Origin of the sequence: Pseudomonas sp. P5_109, assembly GCF_034009455.1 — a bacterium.
GTDB lineage: Bacteria > Pseudomonadota > Gammaproteobacteria > Pseudomonadales > Pseudomonadaceae > Aquipseudomonas.
On sequence record NZ_CP125380.1, the window covers coordinates 819,571 to 833,646 of the forward strand.

At 60.0% G+C, this 14,076-nt stretch carries 11 protein-coding genes and 1 pseudogene; 8 read left to right on the forward strand and 4 right to left on the reverse strand.

The window, feature by feature from the left end; genetic code table 11:
• Nucleotides 1-107: 107 nt before the first annotated feature.
• The 5 genes from QMK54_RS03525 (at nt 108) to QMK54_RS03545 (ending at nt 5,684) form a co-directional block, all read left to right on the forward strand.
• The gene (locus QMK54_RS03525; protein ID WP_320402081.1) at nt 108-1,397 is read left to right on the forward strand and encodes a phospholipase; all 1,290 of its coding nucleotides are present in this window, start codon (nt 108-110) and stop codon (nt 1,395-1,397) included.
• Nucleotides 1,398-1,442: 45 nt separating this feature from the next.
• On the forward strand, nt 1,443-3,401 hold the full coding sequence (locus QMK54_RS03530) for a DUF1302 domain-containing protein (RefSeq protein ID WP_320402082.1): 1,959 nt from the start codon (nt 1,443-1,445) through the stop codon (nt 3,399-3,401).
• Between the two features lie 160 nt (nt 3,402-3,561).
• Nucleotides 3,562-4,935: a DUF1329 domain-containing protein gene (locus tag QMK54_RS03535; protein ID WP_223589988.1), complete on the forward strand. Its 1,374-nt coding sequence runs from the start codon at nt 3,562-3,564 to the stop codon at nt 4,933-4,935.
• 87 nt (nt 4,936-5,022) lie between these two features.
• The gene (locus tag QMK54_RS03540) at nt 5,023-5,268 is read left to right on the forward strand and encodes a FitA-like ribbon-helix-helix domain-containing protein (protein ID WP_046038645.1); all 246 of its coding nucleotides are present in this window, start codon (nt 5,023-5,025) and stop codon (nt 5,266-5,268) included.
• The gene (locus tag QMK54_RS03545) at nt 5,265-5,684 is read left to right on the forward strand and encodes a type II toxin-antitoxin system VapC family toxin (protein ID WP_223589990.1); all 420 of its coding nucleotides are present in this window, start codon (nt 5,265-5,267) and stop codon (nt 5,682-5,684) included. Before QMK54_RS03540 ends, QMK54_RS03545 begins: the two co-directional genes overlap by 4 nt.
• A 110-nt stretch (nt 5,685-5,794) precedes the next feature.
• Here QMK54_RS03545 and QMK54_RS31165 read toward each other — a convergent pair whose 3' ends face one another.
• Together QMK54_RS31165 and QMK54_RS31170 are read right to left on the reverse strand one after the other, a co-directional pair.
• The gene (locus tag QMK54_RS31165) at nt 5,795-6,658 is read right to left on the reverse strand and encodes a methyl-accepting chemotaxis protein (protein WP_411740837.1); all 864 of its coding nucleotides are present in this window, start codon (nt 6,656-6,658) and stop codon (nt 5,795-5,797) included.
• Between the two features lie 42 nt (nt 6,659-6,700).
• Nucleotides 6,701-7,714: pseudogene (locus QMK54_RS31170) on the reverse strand (methyl-accepting chemotaxis protein); the annotation flags it as partial.
• A gap of 260 nt (nt 7,715-7,974) precedes the next feature.
• On the opposite strand from QMK54_RS31170, the gene QMK54_RS03555 reads away from it, so the two are divergent.
• Together QMK54_RS03555 and QMK54_RS03560 are read left to right on the forward strand one after the other, a co-directional pair.
• Nucleotides 7,975-8,646, forward strand: a complete 672-nt coding sequence (locus QMK54_RS03555) for a histidine phosphatase family protein (RefSeq protein ID WP_110659747.1) — start codon at nt 7,975-7,977, stop codon at nt 8,644-8,646.
• A gap of 34 nt (nt 8,647-8,680) precedes the next feature.
• Nucleotides 8,681-9,514, forward strand: coding sequence for a phosphatase PAP2 family protein (locus tag QMK54_RS03560; RefSeq protein WP_110659746.1), 834 nt, complete (start codon nt 8,681-8,683; stop codon nt 9,512-9,514).
• A gap of 118 nt (nt 9,515-9,632) precedes the next feature.
• Here QMK54_RS03560 and QMK54_RS03565 read toward each other — a convergent pair whose 3' ends face one another.
• Complete coding sequence (locus QMK54_RS03565; protein WP_223589992.1) at nt 9,633-11,072, reverse strand: ArnT family glycosyltransferase; 1,440 nt, start codon at nt 11,070-11,072, stop codon at nt 9,633-9,635.
• Nucleotides 11,073-11,294: 222 nt separating this feature from the next.
• Here QMK54_RS03565 and QMK54_RS03570 point away from each other — a divergent pair, with 222 nt between their 5' ends.
• Nucleotides 11,295-12,290: a metallophosphoesterase gene (locus tag QMK54_RS03570; protein ID WP_223589994.1), complete on the forward strand. Its 996-nt coding sequence runs from the start codon at nt 11,295-11,297 to the stop codon at nt 12,288-12,290.
• Between the two features lie 342 nt (nt 12,291-12,632).
• Here QMK54_RS03570 and QMK54_RS03575 read toward each other — a convergent pair whose 3' ends face one another.
• The gene (locus tag QMK54_RS03575) at nt 12,633-14,039 is read right to left on the reverse strand and encodes a DUF2252 domain-containing protein (RefSeq protein WP_223589996.1); all 1,407 of its coding nucleotides are present in this window, start codon (nt 14,037-14,039) and stop codon (nt 12,633-12,635) included.
• Nucleotides 14,040-14,076: the final 37 nt, after the last annotated feature.

Genomic DNA, 14,076 nt, shown 5'->3' on the forward strand with positions numbered 1-14,076 from the left:
CGAGGCGTGGCGCTATCGGAGAACTTTTCTGGTGAGATCGGACAGTGTCAGGCCCCGGGTCGGTTGTTAGGCTCAACCCCCACGGCACATCCAATAAGAACCAGGCAATGAAGCTGAAATTCCTCCTGTTGCTGTTTTGTGCAACGGCCCCGACGGCCTGGGGCTGGTCCAACCATACGGTGGGCAGCTACCTGGCGTTGCAGGATTTGTCGGCCTTGCGCGACGCACCGCAGGTCAAGGTCGAACCGCTGGAACAGTTTCTTTCACAGCAATACGAGGCCGTGAGCGCGTTGCTCGACGAGCAGGAGCGCTTCGCCCGCGAACACTTCGCCCAATACCCGCCGCGCCCCGACAACCTGCGATTGCCAGCAGTACCCGGGGATAAATTGCGCCACGATTTCCTCACCGCGCTGCGGATCAATCCACAGATTCATCTGGCGATGGTCATCCAGCCGTTGCCCGGCAAGGATCTGCCCGAGCGTGAACACCTGAGCGCCGAGCAGGTCATGGTCGAGCAAACCCTCTCGCCGTGGAATCGCCAGCGCTTCATCCGCGTGACCGACAACGAACAAGTCACGCCTCTGGCCGTGTTGGCCAGCGCTGCCGATGAGCCGGATTACGGCCACGACATCAACCTGTTCAGCGACAACCCAGGCGAGGTGGGCGTGCTGTACGGCTTCGGCCCGCAGCCCTTCGGTGACGCGCGGTTTCAGTACAGCTCCCAGGCACCGTTCCATATGGGCTTCTTCCATGAGAGCGCGGTGGTGTACGCCGCTGCCGGATTCCTCCAACGCAGTTGGCCCGACTGGCGCGCCTACCAGTACATGGGGTTGGCGCGACTGGCCTTTGCCACCGGCCATTCCTACTGGGGCTATCGCTTTCTCGGCTGGGGCCTGCACCACATTCAGGACCTGACCCAGCCTTATCACGCCAAGCCATTGCCTGGTGTCGACCTCGCCAATCTTCTTCTGCTGGAGGGCAAGGCACTGGCCGGTTTCGCTGCCGACAAGCAGGCGGCCATCGAACGGGTGGCCACCCGGCACATGGAAGTGGAGAAGTATCAGTCGACCTGGCTGCGTCGTTTGCTGCGCGCCCGTCAGCCCCATCCAATGCTCGACGCTTATGCCGATTCTGCCCAGGACGCCCATTACCCGCCGTACTCGGTGGACTACCTGCGCGACGTGGTGAGCGCCGAGTCTGTTGACGACAGCGCAGTGTTTGACAAAGCCATCGGGCAGTGGCTCGAGACGGCGCCGATCACCAGCGATTTCAGCAGCGGTAACCAGCTGCAGCGCGAAGACTTCGACCACCCGGCACTTAACCAGCAACTGTTCAAGCTGCTGGGGCATTTCGGCGCCCACAGCCGGATTTATGCCCGTGCGGGATTGGCGCCATAGCTTTCGCTCATGACCAAAAAAATAAAAACAGGGAAGGAGGAACACATGATCAACACTCGATTGCGCCTGTCTGGCATGGCGCTCCCCGGTGTCGGCCTGGCCGGGCTGCTGCAACTGTGCGCAGTCGATAGCGCGCACGCTGTGGAATTCAGTGTGCTGGACCAACAAGTCACGGGTTCGTTCGACAGTACCTTGTCTTATGGCCGCTTGTGGCGGGTCCAGGGTCGGGACAAAAACAACGACGACATCAACACCAACGACGGTGATCGCAACTTTGATACCGGGCTGGTTTCCGAGGTGTACAAGATCACTTCGGAACTTGAGGCCAACTATCAGAACTACGGATTGTTCGTGCGTGGCACCGCGTTCTATGACACGCAACTGATGGACAAGCGCAACGACTACTACGACAACAACAACCCGTCGCAACCGAGCCAGAGCTACCCGCAGGACGATCACTTCACCAGCCAGACCCGCGACATCGCCGGCAGCCGGATCGAAATGCTCGACGCCTACGTGCATGGCAGTTGGGACGTCGCACAGATGCCGGTCACCGCGCGTGTCGGGCGCCAGGTGTTCAACTGGGGTGAGGGGATTTTCTATCGCGGTGGGGTCAATACCACCAACCCGGTGGACGCGGCCAAATACCGTTTGCCGGGTTCCGAGGTCAAGGAAGTGCTGATTCCGGTGGAGGCAATCAGCTTCAACGTCGGCTTGACCGACAGCCTGACCATGGAAAGCTTTTACCAGACCAACTGGAAGGAAACCCGCATCGACCCGGTCGGTACGTTCTATTCACAAACCGATTTGTTCGCCGACGGTGGCAACACCGCTTACAACAACTTCAGTGGTACGGCCCTCGACACGCCGGTGCCGGGGTTTGGCAACGTCATTGGCCTGTACAGCGCACTGGGCAACAACCCTTTGCTGGCGCCGGCCCTGAAAAGCACCGGCCTGTACGCCAATGGTGTGACCCCGGCCTTCGGCAACACCCTCAAGGTGGCGACCATCGGCAAGGATGACAACGCACGCAACGATGGCCAGTTCGGTTTCGCCTTTCGCTACATCGCTGAAGAACTCAACAGCACCGAGTTCGGCTTGTATATGGTCAATTACCACGCCAAGGAGCCGACCGTTGCTGCTGACCTGGGCGGTTACAAGGGCATCGACATGAACGCCTTGACCAACATGCTGGCCAGCGTTGCCGGCAGTCAGGCAGGGGCACTCGCCAACGGTCTGGCCACTGCCGATGTCATGGGCAACATTCAGGCGCATCGACGCTATGCCGAAGACATCCGCATGTACGGCTTCAGCTTCAACACCACGCTGGGTGATGCATCGGTGTTCGGCGAAGTGGCCTATCGGCCTAACCTGCCCATCGGCATTGCGGCCACCAACGACTTGATTGGCGACTTGGCCAACGGTGCCGCCACGGCGGTGACCGGCAAGGCCATCAACGTCGGGGGGCAGATGGTCACCCTCGACAGCCAGATCAACAACGCCGAGCGCGTCGAAGCGTTCAACACCTCATTGGGCAGCATCTACAACTTCGGTCCGACGATGTCGTTCGATTCGATGTTTGGCGTCTTCGAACTGGCCTCCGAGCACCTGCGCGGCAGCAGCCTGCAATACACCGCCTACGACGGCAGCACCCGTTATTACGCGGGTACCGGCAACACGTCGTATGTGTCTGGCGGTGACCGCGACGACCAGGTCAATCGCGACTCCTACAGCTACACGGTGATGTTCAACGGTACCTGGAACGACGTGTATGCCGGGGTCAACGTTTCACCCTACGTGGTCTACAAGGACGACTTCCAGGGCAACAGCTATCAGGCGGGCAACACCATCGAAGGCCGCAAGGCCTACACATTGGGGATCAAGGCCAACTACCAGAACAAGCTGGAGGCCGAGCTGCAATACACCGAGTTCTACGGCGGCGGACAGAACAACGGTCTGCGTGACCGCGACAACGTCGGCTTCAACCTCAAGTACTTCCTTTGATTGCTGCACGCAAACCCATTGTGGGAGCGGGCTTGCTCGCGAAAGCGGTGTATCAGGCGACATCTGTGCTGGATGAGCCGCCCTCTTCGCGAGCAAGCCCGCTCCCACAGGGGATCTGCTGTGTGTTGCAGACCTGCGGCTTTTATTTCGGAGAACGATCATGTTTCACACTTCACGATTGACCAAGACCACGCTGGCGCTGTTCCTGAGCCTGACCGCCGGCAGCGCACTCGCCGCGATCACGCCCCAGCTGGCCGAACAATTGAAAACCACGCTGACGCCGCTGGGCGCCGAACGTGCCGGCAATGCGGCCGGGACCATTCCTGCATGGACCGGCGGCATCACCCAGGCGCCGGCGGGCTACAAGCCTGGCCAGCATCACCTGGACCCCTATGCGGCGGACAAGCCGCTGTTCACCATCACCAAGGCCAACCTCGATCAGTACAAGGCCCACCTCAGCCCGGGTCAGATCGCCCTGTTCAACAGCTACCCCGACACCTTCCAGATGCCGGTCTATCCCTCTCGCCGCTCGGGCTCGGCGCCGCAGTGGCTGTATGACAACACCTTGAAAAACGCGACCTCGGCCAAGCTGCTCGATGGCGGCACCGGATTTGCCGATGCCTATGGCGGTGTGCCGTTCCCGGTGCCCAAGGACGGGGTCGAGGTGCTGTGGAACCACATCACCCGTTATCGCGGCATCTATGTGGTCCGTCGTGCTTCCGAAGCACCGGTGCAACGCAACGGCAGCTTCGCGCTGGTGACCTCGCAACAGGAAGGGCTCTTCAATTATTACCGCCCGGGCGGGCAGTTTGCCGACCTGAAAAACATCCTGTTCTACTACCTGGCGTTCGTTAAGAGCCCGGCCCGGCTGGCGGGCGGTGCGGCACTGATTCACGAGACCCTGGACCAACTCAAGGACCCGCGTCAGGCCTGGGTCTACGACGCCGGTCAGCGCCGTGTGCGGCGGGCGCCGAACCTTGCGTATGACACCCCGATCGCCTCATCCGACGGCCTGCGCACGGCGGACGATACCGACCTGTTCAACGGCTCGCCGGACCGCTACGACTGGAAGCTCAAGGGTAAGCAAGAGGTCTACATTCCCTATAACAATTACAAAGTCGGTAGCCCCGAGGTGAAGTACGAGCAGTTGCTCACACCGGGCCACCTCAACCCGCAATTCACCCGTTATGAGCTGCACCGGGTCTGGGTGGTCGAAGGCACGCTCAAGCCGGGCGCGCGGCATATCTATTCCAAGCGCGTGCTGTTTCTCGACGAGGACAGTTGGGGCGCTGCATTGGTGGATCAATACGACGGACGAGGGGAGTTGTGGCGGGTGTCGATGGCCTACCTGAAAAACTTCTACGACCTGCCCACCACCTGGAGCGCGCTGGACGTCTTCCATGACTTGCAGGCGCGTCGTTACTACGTGCAGAACCTGGATAACGAAGAGCAGGGCACAGTCGACTTCGCCCAACCGGTGCCGGAAGACGCGTACTTCATGCCGTCGGCATTGCGTCAGCGCGGTACGCGGTGATATTGGCCATTGGGAAGATTGCCGGGGTTTGGTTTACCAGGATGTGCTAGCCTGCAATCAATGATTTCATTGATTGCAGGAGGCATCATGGCCAGCATCACCATTAGAAACCTTGATGAGAAGCTCAAGGAGCAGCTGCGTATCACGGCGGCTCATAACGGACATTCGATGGAAGAGGAGGCTCGCCTGATTCTGGGCCGGGCCTTGGCGACTGTTGATCGCGCCGGTGGACTTGGAAGCAGGATCCGCAACAGGTTCAGCGCTCTCGGAGGCGTGGAGCTTGATCTGCCAGAACGCTCAGAGAAAGCGACGGCGGTGGATTTTTCTGAATGATAGTGCTCGATACCAACGTTCTTTCAGAGTTTATGCGAGTCGAACCTGAAGCCCGGGTGCTTGCCTGGGTTGATGCGCAGCCATCGATGGATCTGGCAGTCAGTGCGGTAACGGTGGCGGAAATACTCCACGGCATCGCACGCCTGCCTTCCGGCAAGCGCAAACAAAAACTTGAAGCCCATGCCATGGCAATGTTCGAAGAGGACTTTGCCGGACGCATTTTGCCGTTCGATGCTCATGCCGCTGTCGAGTACGCAACGCTGGTAGCAGGTGCTGAAGCCAATGGGCGTGCGGTTTCAATGGCAGATGCGCAAATTGCCGCCATTTGCCGAAGCCATGGGGCTGCCATAGCCACCCGCAATGTTCGAGATTTCGAGTTCAGCGGTGTTGAAGTGATAGATCCCTGGATAAGCTGAGCCCCCTCTGTAGGAGCGAGCTCGCTCGCGAAAAACTTGCCAGCGCCGCGATCATTCAGAATGCACGCGTTATCGTTGGCCACCATCGCGAGCAAGCTCGCTCCTACAGGTCAGACGCGGAAGTGGCTCACCATCTGCTGCAACTGACCACCCAGCCGCGCCAGCTCAACGCTGGACTTGGCGGTTTCATCGCTCGCCGCCGCGGTCTGTTCGGACACATCGCGCACGTTGATGATGCTGCGGCTGATCTCTTCGGCCACGGCGCTTTGCTGTTCGGCTGCGGCGGCGATCTGCTGGTTCATCGACTGGATGTTGGACACGGTGCGGGTGATGCTCTCCAGAGACTCGCCGGCCTTGCGAGTCAACGCCACGCTGCTGTCGGTGAGGACGCGGCTGTTGTTCATCACGGCGGACACTTGTTGCGTGCCGTTCTGCAGGCCGGCCACCAGGCCTTCGATTTCCTCGGTGGATTTCTGCGTGCGCTGGGCCAGGCCGCGGACCTCGTCGGCGACCACGGCAAAACCACGACCGGCTTCACCGGCGCGGGCCGCTTCGATGGCGGCGTTGAGCGCCAGCAGGTTGGTCTGTTCGGCCACGGCCTTGATCACGTCCATGACGCTGCCGATCTTGTCGCTTTCCTGTTGCAGCACGCTCATGGCCTCGGTGGAGCGCACCACTTCGCTGGCCAGACGCTCGATCTGGGCGATGGCTTCGTTGACCACCTTGTCGCCTTCACGGGCTTCGCCGTCCGCCGCCGCAGCGGCTTGCGAAGCTTCTTCGGCATTGCGCGCGACTTCCTGCACGGTGGCGGTCATCTCGTGCATGGCGGTGGCAACTTGATCGGTCTCGATTTTCTGGCTGTTGACCCCGGCGCTGGTCTGCTCGGTCACCGCTGACAGCTCCTCGGCGGCGCTGGCGATCTGGGTCACGCCGTCGCGGATACCGCTGATCAAGTCGCGCAGGGTCACGCCCATGCGCGCGATGCCTTGCTGCAACACGCCGAGTTCGTCACGACGGGTGACCAGCACGTTCTGCGACAGGTCACCGCTGGCGATGCGATCGACCACCGCCAGGGTTTCACGCAATGGGCGGGTGATCTGGCGGGTGATGACCACGGCGGCAATGATGCCCACCAGCAAGGCCAGCAGCGTGCTGATCAGTTGCAAGGTGCGCGCCTGGGCGCTTTCGGCGTCACGGCGATCGAGCTGGATCTGATACAGCTGATCGCTCTGGGACACGATGGCGGCGCCCTGCTCGGTCATTTCCTTGCGCGCCTGCACGGCGTCATTGCTGGCGCTCTTGTAGGCCTGCAAGGCACTGCGATAGTTGCCCAGCGCAGTTTCCAGCTGACGCAGGGCGTCTTGCTGGGAATCGGCGAAATGCGCGTTCAGCGGTTTCAGGCTGGCGATGGCCGCGTCCAGTTGGCCGACGGCTTTTTGTTCGGTTTCGGCGTTGGTACTGGCGGTGTAGCCGCGCACTTCGTAGCGGGCCAGCAGGAACGCTTCCTTGGCCGCGGTGATGGCCTGGAACTGTTCGAAGCGCTGGTCGCTCAGCGGCATTTGCTGCACGCGGGTGTTGATGTCATTGATCAGCGTGTTGGCGGTTTCGGCGTTGGCGCTCATGGCGTCGCGGGCGCTGTTGCCGGCGCGGTAAGCGTTGCGCATCTTGCCCAGGGACGTCTTGTAGGCGTCGATGACGGTGCCTTGCTCGCGCAGTAGCTTGAGGTTTTCCGGGCTCTTGAACTTCGCCAGCAGGGCTTGCTGCTGGGCCGAGAAGGCGTCGAGGGTGGTCTGCACGCTCTGGGCGGCGGTTTCGTCGCCGTTGGTCAGCATGTATTGCAGGCGAACCACGCGCAGTTTGGTCAGGCCGGCATTGAGCTGGGTGATATCGCTCATCCAGTTGCTGCGGTCGATCAACCCGCCCAGGCTGGTCCAGCCGGTCAAGGCGAGGACGCAGGTCAGTGCCAGCACCAGGCCAAATCCAAGGCCCAGTTTCAGGTTCACGCTGATGTTGCCGAACCAGCTATTCATCAAATTCCTCCAGGAACGTAGTGCTTCTTTATCGTCGTTTGGCTGGAAGATTGTTTTTTTTGGGGGCCGCCAAGCTGTGTAAGCAGGATGTATCGGCAGCAATCCCTGTAGCTGAAAGGATTTTTCCGAACGGATTCTGTAACAAGGTTTTTACAGTGCTTTTAAGCTTTTTTTCACATGAGTTTCACCAGCCACCGACGCACGCTTCTTTAACCTCCCGGGATCTAATGAGGTGGTGCGTGCCGGCGAGGCGGCTTGATGTGGAATTAAGACTGAGTCTTTTCGGGATAAAACGCTCGATCGATCTGAACCGCTTCGCCCGTTATCGCAACGCTGCGGTGGTGTTGGCTTCGGCGCTGCTGGTCATCCCGCTGACTGTGTTTTTGCTGCGTCCTGCCACCGCACCGGACCTGGCTCACGGTAATGTGGCCGGCGCACAGGCCTTGATGAAGGGGTGGGCCAAGGGCGACATGATCGTGTTGGTGCGCCACGTCGAACGCTGCGATCACTCCCCGGCGCCTTGCCTGCTCGGCAACGATGGCATTACCGAGCGCTCTCGTAGTGTGGCCGAGAGTCTCGGTGCGCAGTTCAAACATCTTGGCCTGGACAAGGCCGATATCTACAACAGCCCGATCCTGCGCACCGCGCAGACCGCCAACTTCATGTTCAACAAGGTTGGCACGGGCGAAGACTGGCTGATCAGTTGCAAGGGCACCATGCTGCGCGATGCGCTGGCGCATAAAGTGGCCGGGCGTAATCTGATTCTGGTGACCCACAGCGAGTGCATGGAGCAACTGGAAAAAGATCTCACGTTGTCGCCCTCGACACTGGCTTATGGCGCCTCTCTGTTTATTTCCGCCGAAACCCCGCAGACTCCGCGCATGCTTGGCTTCATCGAAGCTTCTGACTGGAGCTCGGTGAGCACTCATTGAGTTTTTCCCACATCTTTCTGAATCAGGATCCACAATGCTGACCGCTTCCCGCTACCGCTTTTACTGGGTGAATTTCGGTATTCCGCTGGCCTGCGCGGTCGCGGTGTTCCTGATGTTCGACATGACCAAGATCGACATCGCCTTCAACAACTATTTTTTTGATCCGGTGACGCAGACTTACCCGCTGGACCAGGTCCATCTGTTCGAAAAAATCACCCACAAATGGGCACGGATCATCCCGAACTGGACCGGCGAAATCGCGATTATCGGCGCCTTGCTGTCGTTTCTCTGGCCGCGCCTGAAGGCTGAAAAGCACTCGAAAATCATCGCGTTCCTGGAAAAAATCAAGGTCGCACCGGTACTGCGCTTTGCCACCCGGCACCGTCGCGATTTTCTCTACGTGGTGTTCGCGTTTTCCATCAGCACCGGGGTGATTCACTACCTCAAGGGCCACACCAGCGTGTATTGCCCGATCGAGACCACCCTGTACGGCGGCAAAATGCAGCACGTCGAATGGTACGAGAATTTCAAACTGCTCAAGACCGCCGGTGATGGTCGCTGCTGGCCGGGCGGACATGCCTCGGGCGGTTTCACCATGCTGGCGTTGTACTTCGTGGCTCGCCGTTATCGCTGGCGCTATTCGAAAGCGATCATGTACGGCTCGCTGACCCTCGGTTTCATCTACGGCACAACGCGGGTACTGCAAGGCTGGCACTACATGTCCCACACCTTCTGGGCCGGGATCTTTGTGTGGCTGGCGTGTTTGCTGACGGCGCTGGCGTTCTATGGGCGAGCGAGGCTGGAACAGCCGGTGCTCTCCAAAGCACAACAACCGGTGCCGGCGGGCGAGACTCAACCCGTGAATTGAGTCAGCGTTGAACTGCAAAACCCGCACCCCGAAAGGGTTGCGGGTTTTTTGTTGTCCGGGGAAATGTCAGCGAACTCAGGAGTTGGAAGCAGCAACGATCCTACACGTGGCGGATGCTTCACTGGCTAACGAAGTAATAGGCCTGACGCCCCACCATCATCGTCTTGATCACCTTCAGCGGCGCGGCAGGCTCAGTGTCGCCGGAGAGCACCGCGACATGATCAGGCGATGCACTCAGAAACTCATGAAGCTGCGACTCGGTATCGAGCCCCTTGAGCACGCTGCGGGTATAGAACACGCTGGCGCCACCCAATCGTTCATTGGCCTGGAACAGCGCGACTTGCTGCCCCATGGCCTGCATCGACTGGATCTGCTCGGTCAGCGGCAGGAAGGACAACGTGCGGTCGGCATGGGGCATCGCCCATTGTGCAGCGGCGAAGTAACCGCTAATGACCACGGCCAGGGTGCCAACAGCCAGACCGTTACGATGCCCGGCCAAGTGGCCGATCCAGGTCGAGGTGCCTTCACGGGACTTCAGGCGCTCGAACAGGACGCTCGCGTACTCGGCGGCGATCACTGCTGCGGCGGGCGTCAGCGACATCAGGTACACCGTACGTTTGCTGGATGCCAGCGTCAGCATCACAAATTGCGCCAGCAACCACAGGGTGAAGAACAGCAAGTAACGGTTGGCCATCAGGCTTTTGCGGAAATGCCACAGGCCCAGGTACACCAGAATGTTCCAGGGCAAGAATGCCTGGGGCAGTTTGACCAGGTAGTAATAGTACGGCTCGTGATGCCCCGCTTCGACGAAAGAACCGCTGAAGCGACCGACGCTGTTGGTCAGCAACACCTCCGTTACGGCATGGGCACCACCACGCTGGTACAGCATCGCAAGCCAGATCATCAGCGGTACCAACCCCAGCAGCGTCAACAGGCCTGGCCGCAGCCAGCCCGCGACGTTCAGGCGTTTGTCCATCAGGCCGGTAGCCAACAGATACGCGAAGATCACCACACCCGGCATGGCCAGGCCCAGCACACCCTTGCTCAAGGTCGCGATGGCGATCCCCGCCACAAACAGCAATCCATTGCTGATACTTGCTTGTCGTTGCCCTGCAAGGAACGCCAGCAGCGCTGTGCTCACTCCCAGGGCGAGCAACGCATCTTCACCGACTCCGCGCACGTTGCTCCAGTAACTGGCCATGGTCGCCAGCAAAATCGCGGCCGTCCACGCGACAGTGACGGGCCGACCGAGCCGACGCAGCATGGCGTACAACAGCATCACACTGAACAACCCGGCGAATGCGGACGTCAGGCGAACGGCCCACGGCGTACCGCCAAATGCGCGGATGGCCCCGGCATCAAGCCACAGGCTCAGGGGTGGTTTTTCCAGAAACGGTTCGCTGAAAAGCCGCGGCGTTACCCAATCGTTATCCAGGTGCATTTCCATGGCAATTCCGGCGACCCGCGCTTCGGTGGAACCTTGTAATTGGTGGTTGCCAAGGGCGAAGAAAAACAGCAGGGAACACAGGGCAAACAGTAGTGGGACAGGGCGCGACATGACTTCTGGCTACCGGAAAAAGAAGGCCGAAAAAAACAGGCTGGAAAAAAAGTATACGGAACGATTTCTTAACAAATCGTGAACAACTGCTGTGATCTATTGGGGGGGAAGGTTGACCTTCATTTCGCCAACCAATTTGGCATTCGATGCCCGGTGATTCCCTGATTGAATCGCACAACTTCCCCCTCCAAATCTGCCAGGCGTCGGGTGCTCCGACGGATCATGTCTGGTTCAAGCGTGGCCTTCATTTTTCTGCTCATCGCGGGTGGCTACTGGTTGTTCACTCCGCCGTCACCTTATGTTCCGCTGAGCGGCCTGGACCCCACGTCGGCGTCGTTGATCGCTGTGGGCGATCAAGGCAGCGGTGACTGGCAACAGTGGCGTGTGGGGCAGGCCATGGAACGAGTCGCGGCTCGAGAGGGGCGCCTGGACATGGTGGTTTTTCTCGGCGACAACTTCTACGGCAAGCCATTGACCAGCACTCGCGATCGCCACTGGGAAACCCGATTCGAACGTGTCTATTGGGGACACTGGCTCAGCCATGTGCCGTTTTACGCAGTGCTGGGGAACCACGATTACCCGGTATCGCAAAAATACGAGATTGAGTACGGCCAACAGCACAGGGGATCGGGTCGCTGGCAGATGCCGGCGAATTTCTACGTCAAGGATTTCGGTGAAGTCGACGGGCGGCCATTGGTGCGAATGGTGTTCCTCGATACCTCGGCGCCGCGTGAGAGTTTGCAGCAGCAAATCGACTTGATCGACCAGGCGTTCCAGGCACCCGGACCGGCTCCGGTATGGCGAATCGCAGCGTCCCATCACCCAGTGCGCAATCAAGGCCGACATGGAGAGGAGCCAGATCTGGTCACACGGCTCTTGCCAGTGTTGGAACGCAACCACGTCGATCTGCTTCTGTCAGGTCATGATCACAACCAGCAATTGCTGTTGCGTGCAGGTGAGCCGGCTTGGGTGATTTCCGGGGCGGGTGGCCAGAAGTTGAATGCTTTGAATACGCCAACATCCGATAGCACGTTTACCGCCTCGCGGGCCGGTTTTGCCAAGCTCGACCTGAGCGCCACTCAACTCAGGCTGGGCTACTACAACGACCGCGGCGATCTGGAGTCGGGCTTTCGCTGGGCCCGGGACTGCCAGTGGATGGCCAAAGGCTGTTTGCTGCCTGAGCAACCGCAAGGGCGCCTTGCACAGGTGGCGCAGTGATGGGCGCAAACCCGCAGGCAAAAAAAAGGTTCTTCACGCATTCCCGGGAAACTGTAGGAGCCGGCTTGCCGGCGATGGACTCAAGTGCGCCGCGTTTATCCAGTTCACGCGCGTTATCGTTAGCGACCATCGCTGGCAAGCCAGCTCCTGCAAGGGACCGCGTCCGAGTCAACAATGTGGGGGCCTCCAAACCAGTGAAAGTTCCAAAAAAAAAGCCCGCGGGAGGGCGGGCAAACCGTAGTTTCTTGAATGAGCGAGTGAAATGTACAGGCTGGCGCGAGGCGGCGGGGTGAAGAAAAATTCATTTCGATCAAAGCCCCCGTGCCAGAGCCTGCGCCACAGTTACGGCAAATGATCAGCGGCAAAATCGGCTTCCGAGCGTGCACGTAAACGGCCCTTGCGACAGGCCTGCTGGAACCGCTCGAAATCGCGCTCGTTCTGCTCGGTATAGCCTTGGGCGTATTTATAAAGCGCGTCGGCCAGTGCGTCGCTCTTGCCAATGTAGCCGCTGATCACCGCCGCCTGGCCCGATGCCTTGGCGTGGGCGCGAGCCAGGGCTTGGCCGCAGAGCCGGCCGTATGCCGCGAACGCTTCGCCATCGAAGGTCTCGAGTTCGGCGGAGATTTTCATATCGCGCAATTGCCGTACATAGAAATGACGCCCGCTGGGACCGGTGGTCCAGCCAAGGAACAGGTCGCTGGCCGATTGCATCAAGCGCTGACCGTCGACCACCCGTTGCCCTTCATGGCGCACCCGCGACTTGGCTTTCACGTAGCCGGCAAGCACCGAGCGCCGCGCTTCCTTGAATTGCAGGAACAACGGGAACTCCTGATCGTCGGTCAGCAGCGCCACCAGGCAACGGGTGCCGACACTGCCCACGCCCACCACCTTGAACGCCATGTCCTGAACGTGAAAGCGCGACACCAGATCACGGCGGTCCGCTTGCAGGGTGCCGCGATAGTCGCGCATGAAGGTGTCGTAGAGCGGGCGCCAGTCCGAGAGACGCAACCAGTCATCATCGGCATCCAGCAGCGTGGTGTTTTTGTGCAGGTGGAAAATTTCCGGCAAGTCATCGCGAATGATCAGACGACCATGGGCGTCGCGTTCGCTGATTTTTGGCAGCAGTTCGGCATGGGTGCGCCGTTCGGCCTTGGCGATGGCGCGCTCCACGTGTTCCAGTGTGCTTTTGTTGGCCTGCGCCAGCAGGTCGTCATAGCTGATGGATTCGTACCAGGTTTCCAGCGCACTTTGTTCGGCGCATTCGAGCATGGTTTCCTGATAGGCGCCCACGACGTGGTGGCAAACCGTTTCCTCAACCGTTTCCCCATGACGCAGGTCGCGAGCCGCCACCAGGAAACTCGCCACCAGACGCTTCAAGTCCCACTCCCACGGCCCGGGATGGGCCTCGTCGAAGTCATTGACGCTGAACAGCAGATTGCGCTCAGGCGTCGCGAAACCGCCGAAATTCATCAGGTGGCAATCGCCGCAAATCGGTGAAACCAGCCCCATGTTCGAGGTGCCCGCCAAATCGTGGGCCTGCAGCAGCGCATTGCCGCGATAGAAGGTGAACGGCGACACCAGCATGCGCCCGTAGCGCAGCTCCACCAGCGATTTGACGCGCCCTTCACTCGACGCCTTGATCAGCGGAATCGGGTCGCGATCGACATTGCCCAGGGACGCTTGCGAACTGCGCGAGCACTTCTTGCGCGCATCCTTGCCTTGCTTCAAACGGTCGGTGAGGGTGGTCATGGGGGCCTATTCGACAGGTGTTGTAGGGCGTTTGCGG